Consider the following 18244-nt stretch of genomic DNA (forward strand, 5'->3'; position numbering starts at 1 on the left):
ATGTACCCTTGCTATTCATTGTTGGCGGCTGTCGCCTTCTCCAGCGAAATGTCGGCCGAAGTGCCGCTGCCGCCCTCCTGACCGTCAGATCCATAGGAGACGATGTCATACGGCCCGTGTTCGCCGGGCGACCGATAGAGATAGGCGTGATTCCAGGGATCGCTCGGAACGTTGCCGCCCTTCAGATACGGGCCGTTCCAGGCAGCAACGCCCGGCGTGCGCCGGACCAGAGCGGCGAGGCCCTCCGCCGTGGACGGGAAGCGGCCCGCGTCGAGATAGAACAGGTCGAGCGCGCTGGAGAAGCTCTGCAGCTGAATGCGCGCGGTCTTGACCTTGGATTCGCTGAGATAGTTGAGCACGCGCGGTCCGATCAGCCCCATGATGAGGCCGATGATCGCAATCACCACCAGCATCTCGACCAGGGTGAAGCCTTCCTGACCCGGACGCTGCGGCCCTTGTGACCGCGCCCGAGCGCGTCCCGCTCGCGTGGAAAATGCCCTGATGATGGTGTTGCGCGATATCATGACCGATGACCCCTGCTCTAACCGACTAGCTGCGTGACCGAGAGCAGCGCCGTCATCACTGATACGATCAGTCCGCCGACGACGGTGCTGATGGTGATGATCGCCAGCGGACCGACAATGCCGACGACACGGTCCAGGCTGCGCTGCAATTTTGCTTCGTAGAATTCCGCGACCCGCCCGGCCAGCACCGGCAGCTGCCCGGTCTCTTCGCCGAGCCGCAGCATGCGGACCGCCATCGGCGGCAGGCTGTCCGCCACGGCGAGGGCTTCCGACAGTTTTCCGCCATGGCGGACGCGGTCGGCGGCGGCGGTCCAGTTCGCCTCGCTCCCGGTCACCGCCATGATGTCGACGAGGATGCGCAGCGCAGCGGTGAGGTTGACGCCGCTGCCGAGCAGGACGCCGAGATTGCGGCAGAACAGGCTGGCGCGATAGAACTGGAAGGCGCTGCTGATGCCGGGAACCCGCGAGATCGCGTTGACGAGGGCGGCACGCACCCGCGCCTGCCGCAGCAGCCACCATGCGAGCGCGATCGTGGCCGCACTAATCAGGCTTGCCGCCGTCGCATTGGCACGGAGGAAATCCGATACCGCGATGAAGCTGGCGAGCGCCGTATCCGACTTGCCGCCGAAATCGCCCAGCACGGTCGAGAACTGCGGCAGCACGAACAGCAGGAAGAACAGCATCACGCCGGACGCCGCGACCAGCACGAAGGCCGGATACTGCATGGCGTCAGTCAGCTTGCGCCGCATCTGCTCGGAACGCGCGCGCTCGGTCCCGAGCATCTCCAGCACGGAATCCAGCGTGCCGGAGATTTCCCCGACCCGGACCAGGGCGATGTACATCGGCTGGAACAGGGTCGGATGATCCGCCACCGCATCGGCAAAGCTCTCGCCGGTGAGCAGGGCCGCGCGAATTTTTGCCACCACCGGACGCATCCGCCCGACATCGGCATCGCCGGACAGAAGCTCCAGCGCATCGTCGAGACGCGCGCCGGCCTTGAGCAGCAGCGCAAGGTCGCGCGTGAATGTGGTGACCTCGGCGGCGCTCGGCCCGCCGAACAGGCTGCGGCCACCGCCAGCACCAGACGCGCGCTTGTCCTCGGTGGTTTCGATCGGCAGCAGCTTGAGATATTCGATCCGTCGCGCCACCTCGGCCGCGGTCGGGGCGGCGATCGTGCCGTTCACGATCTCGCCGGCCTGGGTCAACGCGCGATAGCGATAATTCGGCACGACGTCACCGCACCGTCGCAACGCGGAGGATCTCGGCGGGCGAGGTCAATCCGGCGCGGCATTTGGCGACCCCGTCATCGAGCATGGTGGTCATGCCCGCCCGGATCGCCATCGTATCGATCTTCAGTCCGTCGGTTCGCTCCCCGATCAGCTCGCGCAATTCATTCGACAGTTCGAGCAGCTCGAATGCGCCGAGGCGGCCGCGATAGCCGGTTCCGCCGCAGCGTTCGCAGCCGCACGGCTCGTGAACAATCTCGCCGGCCCGGAATCCGATCGCCGCAAGCCGGGGATCCTCGGTGAAATCGGCCGTTGCCAGCGGCCGCGCCGTCTTGCAGCGCTCGCATAATTGCCGGACCAGGCGTTGCGCGATCACGCCGCGCAGCACCGAGCGGAGCAGATAGCCCTCGACCCCGAGGTCGAGCAGGCGTGGCACCGCGGCCGCCGCCGTTTCGGTGTGCAGCGTCGTCAGCACCAGATGCCCGGTCAGCGCCGCATGCACGGCGACGTGCGCGGTCTCGGTATCCCGGATTTCGCCGACCATGATGACGTCGGGATCCTGTCGAACGAAGGAGCGCAAGGCGGTGGCGAAGGTCAGACCGATCGCCGGTTTGACCTGGGACTGGTTGACGCCGGGGATCTCGTATTCGACCGGGTCCTCGATCGTGAGAATTTTGCGGCTGGGCTCGTTGAGGATCGACAGGATCGTCGCCAGCGTCGTGGTCTTGCCGCTGCCGGTCGGTCCCGTGATCACGATCATGCCATGCGGCAGCTTCAAGAGCCGCCGCAGCTTGGCCTCGTCAGCCTGCGAGAAGCCGAGTTTTTCCACGACCAGCAGGCCGCGATCCTTGGGCAGGATACGGATGACGGCGGATTCGCCATGCTGCATCGGCATGATCGCGACGCGGATATCGATATCGGTCCGCCCGGCCCGCAGCCGCGCCGCGCCGTCCTGCGGCAGGCGGCGCTCGGCGATATTGAGATTGGCGATGATCTTGATGCGGGACACCACCGCCTGGGGTAGCACGCCCGACAGCGCCGCGACCGGCCGCAGCAGGCCATCGATCCGGAGCCGGACCATGAGGCCGGCGGCAAACGGCTCGATATGGATGTCGCTGGCGCGAAGCTCGACCGCCTTCTCGATCAGATCGTTGACCGCGCGCACCACCGGCGCGCCGCTGGCGAGATCGCGCAGGCTCTCGATGTCGTCTTCGCGGGGCAGCGCCGCCGTCAGTTCGGTGGCCTCGTCCTCCTCAGCACTGGCACGGTTGTTCAGCACGATGGCGACGTCTTCCGACGATGCCACTTTCACTGTTATCCCGGCGCCGAGCACAATCTGCGCGGCCCGCTGCGTCGCCTGGTCGGTGGGGTCGACGACCGCGAGAACACTGGTTCCATCGGCTTCCCGGCACGGATAGACCATGGTCTCGCGCAGGAAGCGCGGCGAGAACGACCCGACCAGCGGCTCGGCCGAGGTCATTTCCTGGAGCGTCAGGCGGCCCAGCGCGAAGAAGCGCGCGGCTTCGTCGGCGAATTCGACCGGCGAAAGACTGATGACCTCCCACAGTTTCAATTGCCTGTGGTCGGCACCCTGCCCGGTCCGCTCGGCCGGCCCATCGGTCGGCGCGAGGTGATTGTTCTGACGGAGATAATCCACAAACCGAACGGACAGGTCGTTGGCCATTCTCTTATCCCGCCACGCTATCCTGGATCAGCTCGCGCCGAGGCGCTGGCGCCGTTCGGCTCCCGTTAACTGCGCGGTTATCAACCCGAAGTGTGACAGCTGTGCGAAGTCACATCGTCCGCCGCGCTCAAGAAACTTTGAGGTGGCATCGCGGACACAAGCAACGCGCCGGCTGCACAAATTTTGGCACGACACGATGCAGGTCGCGAACGACAATCATGTAACCAATTTATTTCTGTCATGAACGCTCGCTAAGAGTCCTGCGGGGCAGGACCGATCGTCGCAAGCCATCGAAATATCAGCCAGCAAGTAGCGAAGGGCCTTCATGCAACGCGTAGGCACAGTGGGCCGCTGCCCGACGATCCGTGGCGGCCTGACAGCCATTTTCGTCTTGACGTCGCTGGGGTTGCTGGCGTCCTGCAATTCCGCGACGGTCGGCGAGAGCGTGGACGCGTCCCAGCTCGACGTCACCGACAAGGTGCGCTCGCTGGATCTGCTACCGCGCCAGCCACAACCGGTGAGCGCACTCGCGGCGACACCCGGCAACCAGGGCGGGAATGTCCGCGCGTCGATGTATGAAGGCAGCGACGTGACGGCCGTCGCCGACGCGCGGCCGCAGCCGGCAGCGAATGGCAATGGTTTCGATCTGAATTTCGAGAGCACGCCGGTGGCGACCGTCGCCAAGGTCGTGCTGGGCGATATCCTGCATGTCGGCTACACGATCGATCCGCGGGTGCAGGGCACGGTGAGCCTGGTCTCGGTCCGCCCGGTGCCGAAATCCGACATGGTGTTCGTGCTTGAAAACGCGCTGCGGCTGAGCGGCGTCGTGCTGCTCAAGGATACCGCGGGCTATCGCCTGACCCCGCTCGGCGACGCCGTCGGCGGCGGCCGCATCGATGCCGCGGCAGCCAATCCCGAGCCCGGTTTCGGCGTCTCAGTGGTTCCCCTGCAATATGTGTCGGCCCAGACCCTGCTGAAGCTGACCGACAGCTTTGCCACCAGGGCGGGCGCGATCCGCGCCGACACCACACGGAATCTTCTGCTGATCCAGGGCACCGGGGCCGAGCGCCGCACCGCGGTCGACACCGTGCTCAGCTTCGACGTCGACTGGATGCGCGGCCAATCCGTCGGCATCTTCCCGATCTCGAGCGGCTCGCCCGCGCCTGTCATTGCCGAGCTGGAGAAGATCGTCGATTCCGGCGAGAACGGGCTCAGCCAGAACGTCATCAAGTTCATGCCGATCGCACGCCTCAATGCGGTGCTGGTCGTGACCAAGAAGCCGGACATGCTGCACACGGCCGCGATCTGGATCAAGCGCCTCGACCGCAACGACACCGCGCGAACCACGGTCCATGTCTACCGCGTCAAGTATGGCGATGCGCGCCAGATCGCGCGGGTCCTGACCGACATGTTCCTCGGCGGCTCCTCCGGCAATCTGCTCGACAGTGCCGACAGCCAGCTCGCGCCGGGCTCCGGCACCTCGTCGACGTCAAGCGTCGCCGACCGCCTGTCGCTCAACAACAACAACGGCTCGAATTCCAGCATGGGCGGCTTCGCATCCCGCGGCACGTCGGGGACCGGTGCGACCGGCCAAGGCCTGGGCCAGGGATTTGGCGCCGGTGGACAAGCCAACAATCCCAATGCGGGCCAGGGTAACAATGCCGCGCTGGATGCCGGACGCGGCGCCGGCGGCGGCAACGGCCAGCCTGTGCTGCAGGACGTCCGCATCACGCCCGATGTCGTGAACAACAATCTGCTGATCTATGCCGACCAGGCCAACTACCGCATCATCGAGTCGACGCTGCTGCAGATCGACGAGCCACAGCTCCAGGTCGCCATCGATGCTACGATCGCCGAAGTCACGCTCAACAACACCCTGTCCTACGGCGTGCAGACCTATCTCACCAGCCAGAACCTCGGCCTGAAGCCGAACACCGGCTCGATCCTCGGCACCCAAGCCACCAGCGCGCCCGCGACCACCACCGACGCGACCACAGGCGCGGTCTCGGTGGCGGGCTCGCTCACCAATGCTTTCATCAACCAGACCTTCCCGGGCTTCAACTTCCTGATCGGCTCCGCGACGCAGCCGAGCCTGATCCTGGACGCGCTGCATGCCGTCACCAGCGTCAAGGTGTTGTCCAATCCCTCGCTGGTCGTGATCAACAACCAGGTCGCGACGCTGCAGGTCGGCGACGTCGTCCCGGTCTCGACCGGCAGCGCAACGGTGCTGACCACGAGCAACACGGTGGTCAACACCATCGACTATCGCAACACCGGCATCATCCTGAAGGTCTCGCCACGCGTCAGCGTCAACGGCACCGTGCGGCTCGATGTCGAGCAGGAGATCAGCAACGTTCCCCAAAGCAGCTCGGTAAACCTGACGCCGACGGTGTCGGAACGGCGGGTCAAGAGCCAGATCGCGGTCGCCAATGGCCAGACCGTGCTGCTGGCGGGCCTGATCAGCGAACAGCAGAGCGGCAACCGCAATGCGCTTCCCGTGCTCGACCAGATTCCTGGCCTCGGCGACGCCTTCGGGCATCAGAGCAACGGCACCCAGCGCACCGAGCTGATCATCTTCATCCGCCCGCAGATCATCCGCAACGGTACCGACGCCCAGGTCGTCGCCGAGGAGCTTCGATCGAAACTGCGCGGCAGCATCGCCACGACATCGACCAATGCGCCGATCACCACCAGCTTCCACTGAGCCGGGCAACTGGATGCTCCGCATGCGCGCGCTGCGAACCGGCCTCTGCGCCTCGCTTGCGGTCGCGCTCTGGGCGATGACCGCATCCGTCGCGAGCGCCGACAGCCTTGCGCGCGGAACGGCCGCCTTCCATCGCGGCGATTATGTCAGAGCATCTCGGGAGCTCGCGCCGGCCGCCGAGCGCGGCAATGCACGCGCTCTCGGCCTGCTCGGCTTCATGTATGAGCACGGTTTTGGCGTGCCGCAGGCCTATGACGCCGCCGCCGATCTCTACTATCGCGGCGCCGTGCAAGGCGACCCGTTCGCGCAAGCCATGCTCGGCCTGACGTACGACAAGGGTCACGGCGTTCCGGTGGATTTCGTGCTGGCCTACAAATGGCTCAATCTGGCGGCGGCCCGCACCGGCGGGCGGCAGCGCGAAGCCTATCTCCGCTTCCGCGATGCGGTCGCATCAAAACTCTCGCGCAATGAGATCATCGCCGGCCAGCGGTTTGCATTGGGATGGGTCCCCGGCCCGCCGGCGCCGGACGTGCACCTGACGGTCAAGTAGCTTCCCGTATAGGCGCCAAGGGAGACACGCGTCTCCGTCGTAGCGGCCGGCGACGCAGTCGGCGCCAGCCGATCACGATGCCGCTGATCGAGACGATCGTGCCGACGGTTGACAGCAGCCACACCACGACATCGCGTGCAGGCGAGATGCGCAGCAGCAGCGGGAAATCCAGGCTGTGCAGCGCGTTGAACAGCCAGCGATAGGAGCGGCGGCTGTCGTCGCTGCGGTCGAGAATTTCACCAGTGACCGGAGAGATGTGCAGCCAGGTTTGCGCGGGATCATCAAAGCCGGTCCGCAGCACGGGGAGTTCGCGCATGTTGTGCAGCGTGTACCAATAGGCGTCGGGTTCATCGAGCTGTTGGGCCGAGTTCATGGCAGCTCCGGGCACCGCGCGCCGGGCGGCTGCGATGATCTCGTCACGCGATAGAGTTACAGGCACGCCGGTCGCGGGATCGGCGAGGCTGCGACGGCCATTGCTGTCATCAAGCATCATCAGCTTGTGTCCGCCGATCCAGACGAAGCGCGCCTCCACGGCCGGCACCGACGGCGACGACTGGAAGCCGGCGGCGATGTCAGGCGCGTCATGCCCGCTGTAGCCGATTGCGATGTCCCTGGTGACGCCGCGGCCGGAGAACGCGCCGCCGGGATTGAGCGACAGCCAGCCGCTGAACATCCAGGTGAAAACGCAGATGCCGCCGATCAGCCCGGCAATATGATGCCAGGCCATCCAGCCGCGGTAGGGCGAGATGGCGCCGCTTGCGTAGCGACGCATCAATCGCAACCGGAGAATGCCGATCCAGAAGCCGGTGACCGCGACCACGAGGCACACGCCGGAAATCCACAGCACGACATCCCGCCACAGCGGGCCGTCCTTGCGCAGCACGGTCGGATAGATCCAGTGCGGGATCGAGCCGAGCCAGTTCCAGACGCGCTCCTGCCGCGTGGTGTCGAGCGCGATCTCGCCGCTGCGCGCGGAGACGTAGAGTTCGGTGCCGTCAGCGTCGCCGAGGCCGATCAGATAGAGCGGCCGTAGCGGATCGAAGCGCGCCGTGACCGACCATTGATCGCGCGTCACCGTGTCGAGCAATTGCGGACGCACCGCTTTGGGGTGATGGCCGGCGATGGCCAGCGCCTGATCCGGCGCGATCCGGTCGATGACGCGGCCGTCGATCGCCGAAATCGTGATGACGGCGGCTCCATTCCAGCCGGCCACGCGATAGACCGGAACATCGTCCATCATCGACAACCGCAGATCGCGCGGATAATGCTCCATGCCTGCGATCGCCATCGCGCGATCAGGCGCGATCTGCACCTTGCCCCACGAAATGACCGGGAGCGCGGCCAGGCGCTCGCCGTCGGTGAGGCGCGGAAAGACCACGTACATCATGACGAGGCCCGAGATGAACCACATCGCGAACAAGAGGCAGGTCGCGATGCCGATCCAGCGATGGACGACATACAGCCATCGCCGCCCTCGCCGGATCAGAGCGTTGCGCATGATCAGAACTTCACGTTGACGGAGAGTTCCGCGGTGCGCGGCATGCCCAGCAGCCACTGCCCGGCATAGGGCGACGTCACCGCGTAGACCTTGTCGAACAGATTGTAGACGCGGAACGCAACGGTGGTGCGGTCATCCGGCTTCCACCTGACGCCGCCATTGACCACATTGTAGCCCGGCCGCAACTGGGTGTTGGCAAGGTCGGAGTACATCTGGCCGACGATCTGGACGCCGCCATAGACCGACCAGTTGGATGCGAAGTCCCAGGTCAACCAGATGTTCGACACCTGCTGCGGTACGTTGATCGGAACGTTGCCGGCATAGCTGACGAGCTTTCCACTCACCAGCTGGCTGTTGTTGTCGTACTTCGCCTGCAGCAGCGCGACATTGGCGTCGATACGCCAGCCATAATCCAACGCCAGTCCGACCGATGCCTCGACGCCGCGCGATGATTGCTGGCCGACCTGCAATGCGAGGCCTGCGGGGTTGTTCGGATCGGCAACGAGCAAATTGTTCTTGACGATCTGATAGCCCGCCAGCGTCCACTCGCCGCGCCCGCCCAGGAACGACTGCTTGACTCCGATCTCGGTCTGCCTGCCGGTGGCAAGCTGGAAGGTCTTTTGCGTGGCCGACAGCGAGATCAGATTGCCAACCGGATCGACGCCGACCGCATACTGACCATAGAACGCGAGGTTCCTGATCGGTTCATAGACCACCCCGGTGCGCCAGCTGGTGCCCGAGAGCGCGACGTCGAAACTGTTCGACGGCGTCCGATAGTCGGTGCGGTCGACCTCGGGGCGATCGTACCTGACGCCGGTGACAACAGACAATTGATCGGTCAGCGACAGACGATCCTCCGCAAACAGCGCGTATTGATTGACGATCGCATTGAAGCCGGGCGATGTCGCGGTCGTCGTCGCGAAGAACGATCCGGGATCGAAGACGTAGGGGTTGACCGACGACGCGCCGCCAAACGGCGAGTTGTTGGTGTGGGTGAAGTCGATGTGGTTGACGTCGAATCCCGCAACGAAGCGGTTCTCGAGGCCGAAGATGTGGCCGCTGAAGGTCGCGTCCATCCGGTTGCCGGCCTGCTTCTGGTCGTGGAAGATCTCGATATAGTTGCCGCGATCGATCAAGTTGGTCTTCGGATTCCAGGTATAGCTCTCGATGTCGCGCCAATGCCGCTCGCTGGTCAGGTAATACAGCGTGTTGTTGATCTTGATGCCGTCGGCGACGTCCCATTCGGTCTTGAACTGGGTCCAGCTGTCCTGATAGCGGATGGTGCTGTCCGACGCGTTGTAGTTCTTGAAGCGCAGCGCGTCCTGGATCGCGCCGTTGATCAGCGGCGTGCCGAAATAGCGCGACGGGCTGCGGTCGCCATAGTCCTCGGAGAGCGTGAAGGCAAGATTCTCCGACGCTTGCACGTGCACCGCGGCCGAGACCGCCGCATTCGAGGTCTTGTCGCGATCGACCCAACCGTCCGACATGTTGCCGGTGGCATTGATCCGGTAGGACACATTGGGATTAATTGGCCCCGTGCTGTCGACCGAGAGCCGCCGCGTCATGTTGCTGTCGAGCGAGACCTCAGCCTCGTTGTAGGGCGTGCCCTGCGGCTTCTTCGGGATCACGTTGATGACGCCGCCGATCGCGCCTTCGCCGTACAGCACCGAGGCCGGGCCGCGCAGCACCTCGATGCGTTGCGTCGACCAGGTATCGTACGGGAACGTCAGGGTCCCCGAGCCGATGTAGAAGCGCGTGCCGTCATACAGCGTCATCACTGAATTGCTGCCGGCGAAGCCGCGGGTGCTGAATGACAGACCGCCATTGCCGGGCGCCGACAATGCGGTGAAGCCGGCGGCGTCCTGGGTGACGGCATCGGTCACATTATGCTGGCCGCGTTCGGCGATGGTCTGCGACGTGATGATCTCGACGCTCGCCGGCGTTTGCAGCGGCGTTAGATTCAGACGGCTGCCGGTGCTACCCGGCGTGGTGGCGTTGAGCGTCGGCGATGCCGACCCCGAAGCGCCCGACGCTGCGGCGCGCGGCGTGTTGCCGGCTGCGGCGGCCGGTGCGGGTCTGGAGCGTGACCGCGACGACGACGCCGAGTCGTTGCTTCGCGCCGCGGGCTTGGGCTTTGCGGATGCCGAGGGCGAGACCTCGATCGGATCGAGCCTGGTTGGTGGCGGTGTTTGTGCTTCACCTTCAGCCGGCAGCAGCAGCGATGACAGGGAGCAAACGAGACCGAGGCGCCAGCGGCGCGCAACGGGAAAAGACGGAGACATGAAAGGACTCGCGGTAACGTGGCACGTCACCGCGAACGCGGACTGGCGCATTGCCCAAAAGGCAGTGCTCCGATCCCACCAGGACGCCCCCGCCCGATGTGCTCGCGTGTGACCACGACTGACGGCAGGTCTCCTGGCTCACGGGTCGTCGCCTGTCGACGCCTTCCCGGACCGAATGGCCCAGTGGCAAATTGACGAAAGGCTCGCCGTTTACAGTTGCGGGGACAGCTGCGGCATTGGGGTTACCCTCGCACCGCATTCCCTTTTGATCCCCGAAGGGAACCGTCGGCGGAAACGATAGGTGGTGCGGGATGGGCTGTCAATTCGGCGCGATTGTCGCGCACGTGCTTTGCGGGATGGTGCTGCGGCGATGACACACGGCCTGTATCGCTGACGCGGAGACTTCCTGACCCGTCATCCTGAAGAGCCGCGAAGCGGCGTCTCGAAGGATCGACGGCCAACAGCCGGGCCGTGCATCCTTCGAGGCTCGCTCCGCTCGCACCTCAGATTGACGGGAAACGTAAGTTCGCATCACTCGGCTTCGACGCATCCCTGCATCACCTCATCGATCTCCGCCCACGACAGCGCACCCATCTCGGCGATGAACACGATTCGCGTTCGCGGCACGCCGGGTGCCGGCACGCCGCCCGCAGCCAAGGTCGCGCGTCCGCCGGCGAGTTGAAACACCGTCAGCCGTCCGGGCTGCTCCACCGTCTCGAACAATCCCTTCGCTCGCGCGAGCTTCGGCGCCAGCCTGCCGATCGCCCGCTGCAAGCGCGGCAACCGCACCGGCCGCTCCGACGTCCAGCTCAGCGTTTCGAACCGGTCAGACACCGGCCGTCGCGGCAAGGTCTCGCGCGGCGCCGGCACATGATCGAGATCGGCCGGAAACAGTAATTCTGCCGGCACCTCGCCATGCAGCGCATCGACCACCACCGCCGCCGGACGCACCGCGCGTACGGCGTCGCGGATCGCGGCGCGCGCGGTGGCATCAGCCAGATCGACCTTGCTCAGCGCCACCACATCGGCCGCCCGCAGTTGCGACCGCAGCAGCGCATCGTCCAGCGCCGTCGCAGGCTGCGTCGCGTCGACCACGCACAGCACGGTCTCCAGCGGCGCTTCCTTCCAGATCACGGGATCCATCAGGTTGCGGACGATGTCGGAGGGATCGGCGATCCCGCTGGTCTCTATCACGATGAACTCGGGACGGGGATCACGCCGCAGCAAGCTTGCAAGCGTGCGCAGCAGATCGCCCTCCAGCGTGCAACAGATGCAGCCATTGCTCAGGCTGACCACGCCATCGCTGGCGCCGGCGATCAGCTCCGCGTCGATATTGATCGCGCCGAAATCATTCACCACCGCCGCGATGCGCCGCCCTTCCGCATGCGCCAGCAGATGGTTCACGACGGTGGTCTTGCCCGCCCCGAGAAAGCCCGCGACCAGCAGGATCGGGACCGGCACGTCAGCCTCCGGCGACGGGCCGGCGCACCGGCCGGCCCGGCCGCGCCGCGACATCGAGCACGCCGTCGTTGATCAGCGGCTGACCGCTGACCACGAGGTGCCGCACGCCCTCCGCCGGGCGGTTCATCGCGGAGAAGGTCGCGCGATCGCTCAAGGTCTCGAAGTCGAACACCACGACATCGGCGTCAGCGCCGGCCTGCAACCTGCCCTTGGCGCGCATCGCCGGCGTGCTCGCCGACAGAATCTCGGCCGGGATCAGCGCGCATTTGCGGATGCCCTCGAGCAGCGACACTTTTTGGCGCTCGCGCACCCATTCGCGGATGAAACGGGTGAAGCAGCCGGCCGAACGCGGATGCGAGGTGGCATCATCGGGCAGCGGCCAGGCGTCGCCGGTGTAGGGCCGGCCGTCCGACAGCGTCCACGGCATCGCGTCGGACGCGATCGCACCGCCCGGATACAGCACCGCCATGTCGAGCAGGTCGCGATGATGCTGGTTGTTCTCGATATCGAGCACATGCCACAGCACCAGCGTGGAGGGTTCTTCGGCTTGCGCCGCCAGCAGCTCCTCGCGGCTGCCGAAGCGATGACCGTCGGTCACGCGCTGCACCGAATCGTAGCCGAGGCCGTTGCGCTCCTCGAATTTGGGATCGCTGAAGAAGGTCGCCGCCAGCACGGTCGACCCGGTGCCATAGGGATAGGCCTCCACCGTGATCGGCAGGCCCTGCGCCTGCGCTTTTGCGATCAGCGCAACACAGCGTTCGATATCCGTCTTGCTCGAGGAGTTGAAATGGCAGATGTGCATATGCGCGCCGGTGGCGCCGGCATAGCCGATCAGGCGGATATAGGCCTCGGCCGCGCTCTCGGGATCGATGCGGGACATGTAGGCGACGTGGGTGAAGGTCGGCACCGCGTGATCAGCGGCGAGCTGGCACACCGCGGTCAGTTCCTGCACGCCGGCGCCCGGCGCATAGGCGTTGAGAATGCCGATGCCGATGCCGCCTTCGTTCAGTCCGTTGGCAAGGCGCTCGAGGATGCCGCCGACCTCGCCCTCGGTCGCCACGTTCTCGATCCAGCGGCGATCGCGCATCGCGGCGCCGAACGATTCCAGCGAGCTCTCCGAATTCGAGCCGGTCATCGCGCCGATCCGCGCGAAGGCCCAATTAGCGGCCGCGCCGTAGTTCAGCACCCGGCCCTTCTCGGCCTGGCGCTTGTACCAGGACGCAACCGGCAGCACGCCGGCCTCGAGGTCGAGCGATGTCGTCACGCCGTCGAAGGCCTGCATGCGATCGGCCGGAATGGTCTGGCCGTGCGCGTGCAGATCGATGAAGCCGGGCGCGACCACAAGGCCGGTGGCGTCGATCTGCCGCTCGGCGCCGCCGAGGCCGGTGCCGACAGCGGCGATCCGGCCGTCGACAACAGCGACGTCGCCGATCGCATCCATCCCGCTGGCCGGATCCACCACCCGGCCGCCGCTGATCACCAAACCACCCATCTCGCCACTCCCCGCATTGTCCAAAACCGCGGTCCCGGCCGGCCGCCTTCATTAAGGCTTACGACCGGACCCAAGCGGGGCCAAGACACAAAAATGCATCGCATCTATCGCAACGCCCCGATCAGGATTGTTGCGACATGGTGTAACGCAATCGTCCTTCGCGCGATGCGAGAAGGCCGCGTCAACGATGCGAGTGGCGGCGAGGTCCGTTACGTTCCGGTCGCGCGTCGCGGGGCGAGGCCTCTCCAGAGATCGTCGCTGGGCCTAGTCCGGCTCGCGACGAGCTTCGGCGGCGTCCGATCCCTGGCGATCGCTGCCTCGAAGGCCCGGCGCAATCGCGGATTGTCGATCTGCATCTGAAAGCGCCGGACAACGGCGTCCGCATGGGCATCGTGACCGGTGATGGCATGGCACAGCTCCGCTGTCGTCCTGCGGAAGAAGTGGAACGAGCCAGCGGCCGCACCATCCAATCGATCGAGCTCGCCGGCCACGGCGAGCACAAGCATCCGGTCGGCGTCGTCGAGCGTCACCGAGAAGCGCAGCACGGCGAGTTGCCAGGCGCAGAGCAGCTTGCCCTGCGGTTCGCTCACTCCCTCAGTGCGCATCGATCGAACACCCCGCGCGCCCGATCCGGGGCGCGGCGCGACTATCCTTGCGCGGCAATAGGTTTTCGAGGGGAGCGCGCGGGCGATCTCATAAGCGCCGCATAAGCGGCCCGGCAATGCCTAGCAAGATCGCGGGCTCAGATCCCCTCGAACTGCAGCCGCGCCAGCCGTGCATAGAGGCCGTTGGCGGCGACCAGCTCGGCGTGGGTGCCCTGCTCGACGATCCTGCCCTGGTCCATGACAAGGATGCGGTCGCAGGACAGCACGGTCGCCAGACGATGCGCGATCACCAGCGTGGTGCGGTGGCGCATCAATTCCTCGAGCGCGGTCTGCACCAGCGTCTCGCTCTCGGCGTCGAGCGCCGAGGTCGCCTCGTCGAGCAGCAGCAGCGGCGCATCGCGCAGGATGGCGCGCGCGATCGCGATGCGCTGGCGCTGGCCGCCGGACAGCGTCACGCCGCGCTCGCCGAGCTGGGCGTCGAAGCCGCCGGGCAGCCGACGCAGGAATTCGGTGGCATGGGCGAGATCGGCGGCACGCTCGACCTCGGCGTCGGTGGCATCCGGCCTGCCGAACCGGATGTTCTCGCGGGCCGAGGCGGCGAACACCACGGAATCCTGCGGCACCAGCGCGATCCGCGCGCGCACCTCGGCGGGATCGGCCTGCCGGATCGGCACGCCGTCGAGCGAGATGGTGCCCGATTTCGGATCGTAGAAGCGCAGCAGCAGATGGAACAGCGTGCTCTTGCCGGCGCCGGAGGGGCCGACGATCGCGACCTTCTCGCCGGAGCACACCTTCAGCGACACGCCGTCGACCGCGAGCGCGTTGGGCCGGGTCGGATAGGCGAAGCTGACATTGTCGAAGCCGACATCGCCGCGTGCCGGCTGCGGCAGCGCGCGCGGCGCGGCGGGAGCCGCGATCTCCGGCCTGACGCGCAGGATCTCGAACAGCCGCTCGGCGGCGCCCGATGCGGCCGAGACTTCGCCCCAGACCTCGCTGAGTTGGCCGAGGCCGCTCGCAGCGAACGCCGTATAGAGAATGAACTGGCCGAGCCGGCCGGGGCTGATGGTTCCGACCAGCACGTCATGCGAGCCGACCCAAAGGATCACGACGACGCTGGCGAACACGATGAAGATGACGATCAGCGTCAGCATCGCGCGCGCCTTGGTCGAGCTGCGCGCGGCGTCATAGGCCTGCTCGACCTCGCGGCTGAAGCGCGTCCTGGCCAGCCGCTCGCCGGTATAGGCCTGCACGGTGCGGATCGCGTTGACCAGCTCGCTCGCATAGGCGCTGGCATCGGCCAGCGTGTCCTGGGCGTTGCGCGACAGCCGCCGCACCCAGCGACCGAACGCGACCAGCGGAATCACGATCAGCGGGATCGCGGCCAGCACGAAGCCGGAGAGCCGCGGGCTCGTGATCACCATCATCGCCGCGGCGCCGAAGAACAGCATCAGATTGCGCAGCGCGATCGACACCGAGGCGCCGACTGCGGACTTGATCTGCGTGGTGTCGGCGGTGAGCCGGGACACCAGCTCGCCGCTTCGTGCGGAATCGAAGAATGACGGCGACAGCGAAATCAGATGCGCGAACACGTCGCGCCGGAGATCGGCGACGATGCGCTCGCCGATCGTCATCACGAGGTAGTAGCGCGAGGCGCTGGCACAGGCGAGCACCGCGACCACCGCGATCATCACGCTGAAATAGCTGTTGATCATCGCGATGCCTTCGGGCGTGAAGCCCATGTCGATCATCCGCCGCACCGCGACCGGCACGACCAGCGTGGTGATCGCCGCGATCGTCAGCGAGATCAGCGCAAGGATCGCGCGCCCCTTGTAGCGCGCCACATAGGGCGCGAGCGCAAGCAGGGGCCGCAGGCGGGCACGACTCTTCGCCGGCTCCGTGATCTGGCTCTCGATGAAGGCTTCCTCGTCGAGCAACGCATCGCGCGGAGGCTGCGGCATGCCGGGAGGGGTCTCAAGCTGTTCGGCTACGCTCATTATGTTTCTAGACCGGTTCTATCGCCTCCACATAGGCCCGCTGACCCCCGGCTGGCAAATCCGGTAAAGTCCCAATCCGGTGATGGGCTTAAGCCCCTTTCTTGGCTTGTTTTGGGGGGCTCCATGCGTTATAGAGCCGCCCAAATCCCGTACCCCAGACATCTTGAGACGGGCGCCGGCGCGCCGAAGGAACTGCCATGAAAGCCGATATTCATCCGAATTATCATACGATTAAGGTCGTCATGACCGACGGCACCGAGTACCTGACCCGCTCGACCTGGGGCAAGGAAGGCGACACGCTGAACCTCGACATCGACCCCAAGTCGCACCCGGCCTGGACCGGCGGCACCCAGCAGTTGATGGACCGCGGCGGCCGTGTGTCGCGCTTCCAGAAGAAGTTTTCGGGCTTCCTCAAGAAGGACTAAAGTCCGCTTCGGGATCGCTATCGACGCCCCAATGCAAAACGCCTCCGATTCGGGGGCGTTTTTGTTTTGGAACTGCGCCAGATCGGTCGGACGGACGAGCGCGCCACTCTCTCCATCCCGTCGTCCCGGCGAAGGCCGGGACCCACTCCGCGGCAGATGTGGCTGACGGGACTCGTCGTTCCAGCGGTGCATAACGATCAGCATCTGTGGTGATGGGTCCCGGCCTGCGCCGGGACGACACCGAGTGTGTGGCGCCGACGGTGGCGATGGTTCACGATTCACTGTCAAACATCGCGGTGTCATCACCCGCGAAAGCGGGTGATCCAGTATTCCAGAGGCAGCGGTGCTTGAACCGAGAGGCCGCGGCGTACTGGATCGCCCGGTCGAGCCGGACGATGACAGTGAGGGTGGGGACGCAACTGCGCATTCTCGCGACATGATTTGTCCGAGCTTTGCTCTTCGTTCCGCCCTCCTCTCGCAGAGGGCGCAGGGAAAGCCGGGTGCCGATCGCACCCATGGGCCCCGAGCAAAGGGTAGAAAGCTCGGGGGTAGGACCACAGGTGTAACCGGAAACAACCCGGCTTTCCCTGCGCGATGGGTTACGGCTTACTTCGTGCTCTCCCCGGCGAGACTGGGCTTGCTTGTCACCGCCTTCACAAGACGCGTTAGCGCATTGTGAAAAGACACCTACCACTAGGGCGTCAGGACCACACGACTTCACCGTCCGCTTCGTGCGCTCTCGTCAGTCGCGCAATCGGCGTCCACCGCATCTCACACCGCGTTCGTGACGATCGCGACCCGCCCCTCGATCGGGTGAGACGGGCACCTCTATAGCACTGAGTTGCATTTCTGATAAAGCGAAATATTTTTGCAGCGGGGACTTGACGCGTTTTGCTGAGTTGCCCGTCGGGGTGTTTTGTCGCACCCGCCGCGTCAAGCTTGCCGTTGCGAGCAGATCGCATGACGCATGCGAGACCGACAGCAGCGCGCTCAAAATGTTCCGGCGAGCGCAGTGCATGCGAGAGGCGCGCCGGTCGAGATATTCGATAGGAGAAAGCTGAAACTCAGCTCCGGGCGTTGGAGGTCGATGCGCCAAACCTACCAGGCGAGCTATTTCGGGAAGCTACGATCGCCCGAACAACAAGTGCGATGCGTTCGCCGCGCGCGCTGGGCCTAATTCGGCCTGAACGTTCGAGCTCAGCGAGCCCATGAAGCGCTGCCCAAAAAGTCTCGGTCACGACAGCTACATCGACGCAAAACGGCGTCACGACTGCCGCGAGGGCTTCGAAACCGGCCCTTAGTTCCGGTCTGGTTCCAGCTTCGGCGAACCGCAAATTCGTCGGAAGGATGAACATGGCCTCGTAGAGTGCAGGATGACGTAGTGCAAAGGCGAGATAGGCGATCGCGACATTCTTGAGCGCATTTCGTCCTCTGGTCGATCCGCTTGCCGCTTCCCGAAGAGCGACTGTGATCTCCCTAAAGCCCTCGACTGCAACTGCCGCAACAATCGCGTCCCTGTTCTCGAAATGTGAATAGAGGACTGGCTGACTATATTCGATCTCTTCGGCCAGGCGGCGGACTGTAACGGCATCCCATCCTTCGCGCTCTGCAATCACGCGCGCTGCCGCGACAATGCGCTGCTCGCGCTCAGCCCGGCCCCTCCCTTTCCGCTCGGCGATACCCAATCCTCGATCTCCCAGATCCGGAAGGCCCACATATTCGTGATCATACCGATGCTTGATAACCTAGCAATGCTAGATTATCAATCTAGCAACGCTAGGTTAGCTTCTTTGGCTAGA

At 65.3% G+C, this 18244-nt stretch carries 13 protein-coding genes and 1 riboswitch; of the genes, 3 read left to right on the plus strand and 10 right to left on the minus strand.

All coding sequences use genetic code 11. The features are described from left to right. Nucleotides 1-11 precede the first annotated feature (11 nt). From gspG to HAP48_RS10455, 3 genes are read right to left on the minus strand one after another with little or no spacing between them, the layout of a single operon-like run. Nucleotides 12-524 carry a type II secretion system major pseudopilin GspG gene (gene gspG / locus HAP48_RS10445; protein WP_166213845.1) on the minus strand — a complete coding sequence of 171 codons (513 nt, stop codon included), beginning with the start codon at nt 522-524 and terminating at the stop codon, nt 12-14. 17 nt (nt 525-541) lie between these two features. Beyond that, complete coding sequence (locus HAP48_RS10450; protein WP_166213844.1) at nt 542-1753, minus strand: type II secretion system F family protein; 1212 nt, start codon at nt 1751-1753, stop codon at nt 542-544. 4 nt (nt 1754-1757) lie between these two features. After that, on the minus strand, nt 1758-3434 hold the full coding sequence (locus tag HAP48_RS10455; protein ID WP_166213843.1) for a GspE/PulE family protein: 1677 nt from the start codon (nt 3432-3434) through the stop codon (nt 1758-1760). 325 nt (nt 3435-3759) lie between these two features. Between HAP48_RS10455 and gspD the strand changes: the two genes are divergently transcribed. Both gspD and HAP48_RS10465 read left to right on the plus strand, forming a co-directional pair. Continuing rightward, a complete protein-coding gene (gspD, locus tag HAP48_RS10460; RefSeq protein WP_166213842.1) occupies nt 3760-6138 on the plus strand; it encodes a type II secretion system secretin GspD in 2379 nt (792 codons plus the stop codon). 76 nt (nt 6139-6214) lie between these two features. After that, nucleotides 6215-6688, plus strand: a complete 474-nt coding sequence (locus tag HAP48_RS10465) for a tetratricopeptide repeat protein (protein WP_166216601.1) — start codon at nt 6215-6217, stop codon at nt 6686-6688. Here HAP48_RS10465 and HAP48_RS10470 read toward each other — a convergent pair. From HAP48_RS10470 to HAP48_RS10495, 6 genes are all read right to left on the minus strand, one after another. After that, a complete protein-coding gene (locus HAP48_RS10470) occupies nt 6681-8186 on the minus strand; it encodes a cytochrome b family protein (protein ID WP_166213841.1) in 1506 nt (501 codons plus the stop codon). The genes HAP48_RS10465 and HAP48_RS10470 overlap by 8 nt on opposite strands. A gap of 2 nt (nt 8187-8188) precedes the next feature. Beyond that, complete coding sequence (locus HAP48_RS10475) at nt 8189-10468, minus strand: TonB-dependent receptor (protein ID WP_166213840.1); 2280 nt, start codon at nt 10466-10468, stop codon at nt 8189-8191. Nucleotides 10469-10574: 106 nt separating this feature from the next. Beyond that, nucleotides 10575-10770: riboswitch (cobalamin riboswitch) on the minus strand. Nucleotides 10771-10999: 229 nt separating this feature from the next. Beyond that, on the minus strand, nt 11000-11929 hold the full coding sequence (locus HAP48_RS10480) for a CobW family GTP-binding protein (protein WP_175612340.1): 930 nt from the start codon (nt 11927-11929) through the stop codon (nt 11000-11002). A 1-nt stretch (nt 11930) separates the two neighbouring features. Beyond that, complete coding sequence (locus tag HAP48_RS10485) at nt 11931-13421, minus strand: amidohydrolase family protein (RefSeq protein ID WP_166213838.1); 1491 nt, start codon at nt 13419-13421, stop codon at nt 11931-11933. A gap of 209 nt (nt 13422-13630) precedes the next feature. Then, the gene (locus tag HAP48_RS10490; RefSeq protein ID WP_224497006.1) at nt 13631-14026 is read right to left on the minus strand and encodes a hypothetical protein; all 396 of its coding nucleotides are present in this window, start codon (nt 14024-14026) and stop codon (nt 13631-13633) included. A gap of 137 nt (nt 14027-14163) precedes the next feature. Next, nucleotides 14164-16020 carry an ABC transporter ATP-binding protein/permease gene (locus tag HAP48_RS10495; RefSeq protein ID WP_420869860.1) on the minus strand — a complete coding sequence of 619 codons (1857 nt, stop codon included), beginning with the start codon at nt 16018-16020 and terminating at the stop codon, nt 14164-14166. Between the two features lie 197 nt (nt 16021-16217). On the opposite strand from HAP48_RS10495, the gene rpmE reads away from it, so the two are divergent. Next, on the plus strand, nt 16218-16445 hold the full coding sequence (gene rpmE, locus HAP48_RS10500) for a 50S ribosomal protein L31 (protein WP_016845230.1): 228 nt from the start codon (nt 16218-16220) through the stop codon (nt 16443-16445). A gap of 1064 nt (nt 16446-17509) precedes the next feature. Here the strand turns inward: rpmE and HAP48_RS10505 are convergent. After that, complete coding sequence (locus HAP48_RS10505) at nt 17510-18130, minus strand: TetR/AcrR family transcriptional regulator (RefSeq protein WP_166213836.1); 621 nt, start codon at nt 18128-18130, stop codon at nt 17510-17512. Between the last annotated feature and the right edge of the window lie 114 nt (nt 18131-18244).

This window comes from Bradyrhizobium septentrionale (genome assembly GCF_011516645.4).
Taxonomy (GTDB): domain Bacteria; phylum Pseudomonadota; class Alphaproteobacteria; order Rhizobiales; family Xanthobacteraceae; genus Bradyrhizobium; species Bradyrhizobium septentrionale.

Bases quoted from the DNA above. Each gene is read 5' to 3' on its own strand.
- gspG (WP_166213845.1), bottom strand. From the start codon at position 524: ATGATATCGCGCAACACCATCATCAGGGCATTTTCCACGCGAGCGGGA.
- HAP48_RS10455 (WP_166213843.1), bottom strand. From the start codon at position 3,434: ATGGCCAACGACCTGTCCGTTCGGTTTGTGGATTATCTCCGTCAGAAC.
- gspD (WP_166213842.1), top strand. From the start codon at position 3,760: ATGCAACGCGTAGGCACAGTGGGCCGCTGCCCGACGATCCGTGGCGGC.
- HAP48_RS10465 (WP_166216601.1), top strand. From the start codon at position 6,215: ATGACCGCATCCGTCGCGAGCGCCGACAGCCTTGCGCGCGGAACGGCC.
- HAP48_RS10470 (WP_166213841.1), bottom strand. From the start codon at position 8,186: ATGCGCAACGCTCTGATCCGGCGAGGGCGGCGATGGCTGTATGTCGTC.
- HAP48_RS10475 (WP_166213840.1), bottom strand. From the start codon at position 10,468: ATGTCTCCGTCTTTTCCCGTTGCGCGCCGCTGGCGCCTCGGTCTCGTT.
- HAP48_RS10485 (WP_166213838.1), bottom strand. From the start codon at position 13,421: ATGGGTGGTTTGGTGATCAGCGGCGGCCGGGTGGTGGATCCGGCCAGC.
- HAP48_RS10490 (WP_224497006.1), bottom strand. From the start codon at position 14,026: ATGCGCACTGAGGGAGTGAGCGAACCGCAGGGCAAGCTGCTCTGCGCC.
- HAP48_RS10495 (WP_420869860.1), bottom strand. From the start codon at position 16,020: ATGAGCGTAGCCGAACAGCTTGAGACCCCTCCCGGCATGCCGCAGCCT.
- rpmE (WP_016845230.1), top strand. From the start codon at position 16,218: ATGAAAGCCGATATTCATCCGAATTATCATACGATTAAGGTCGTCATG.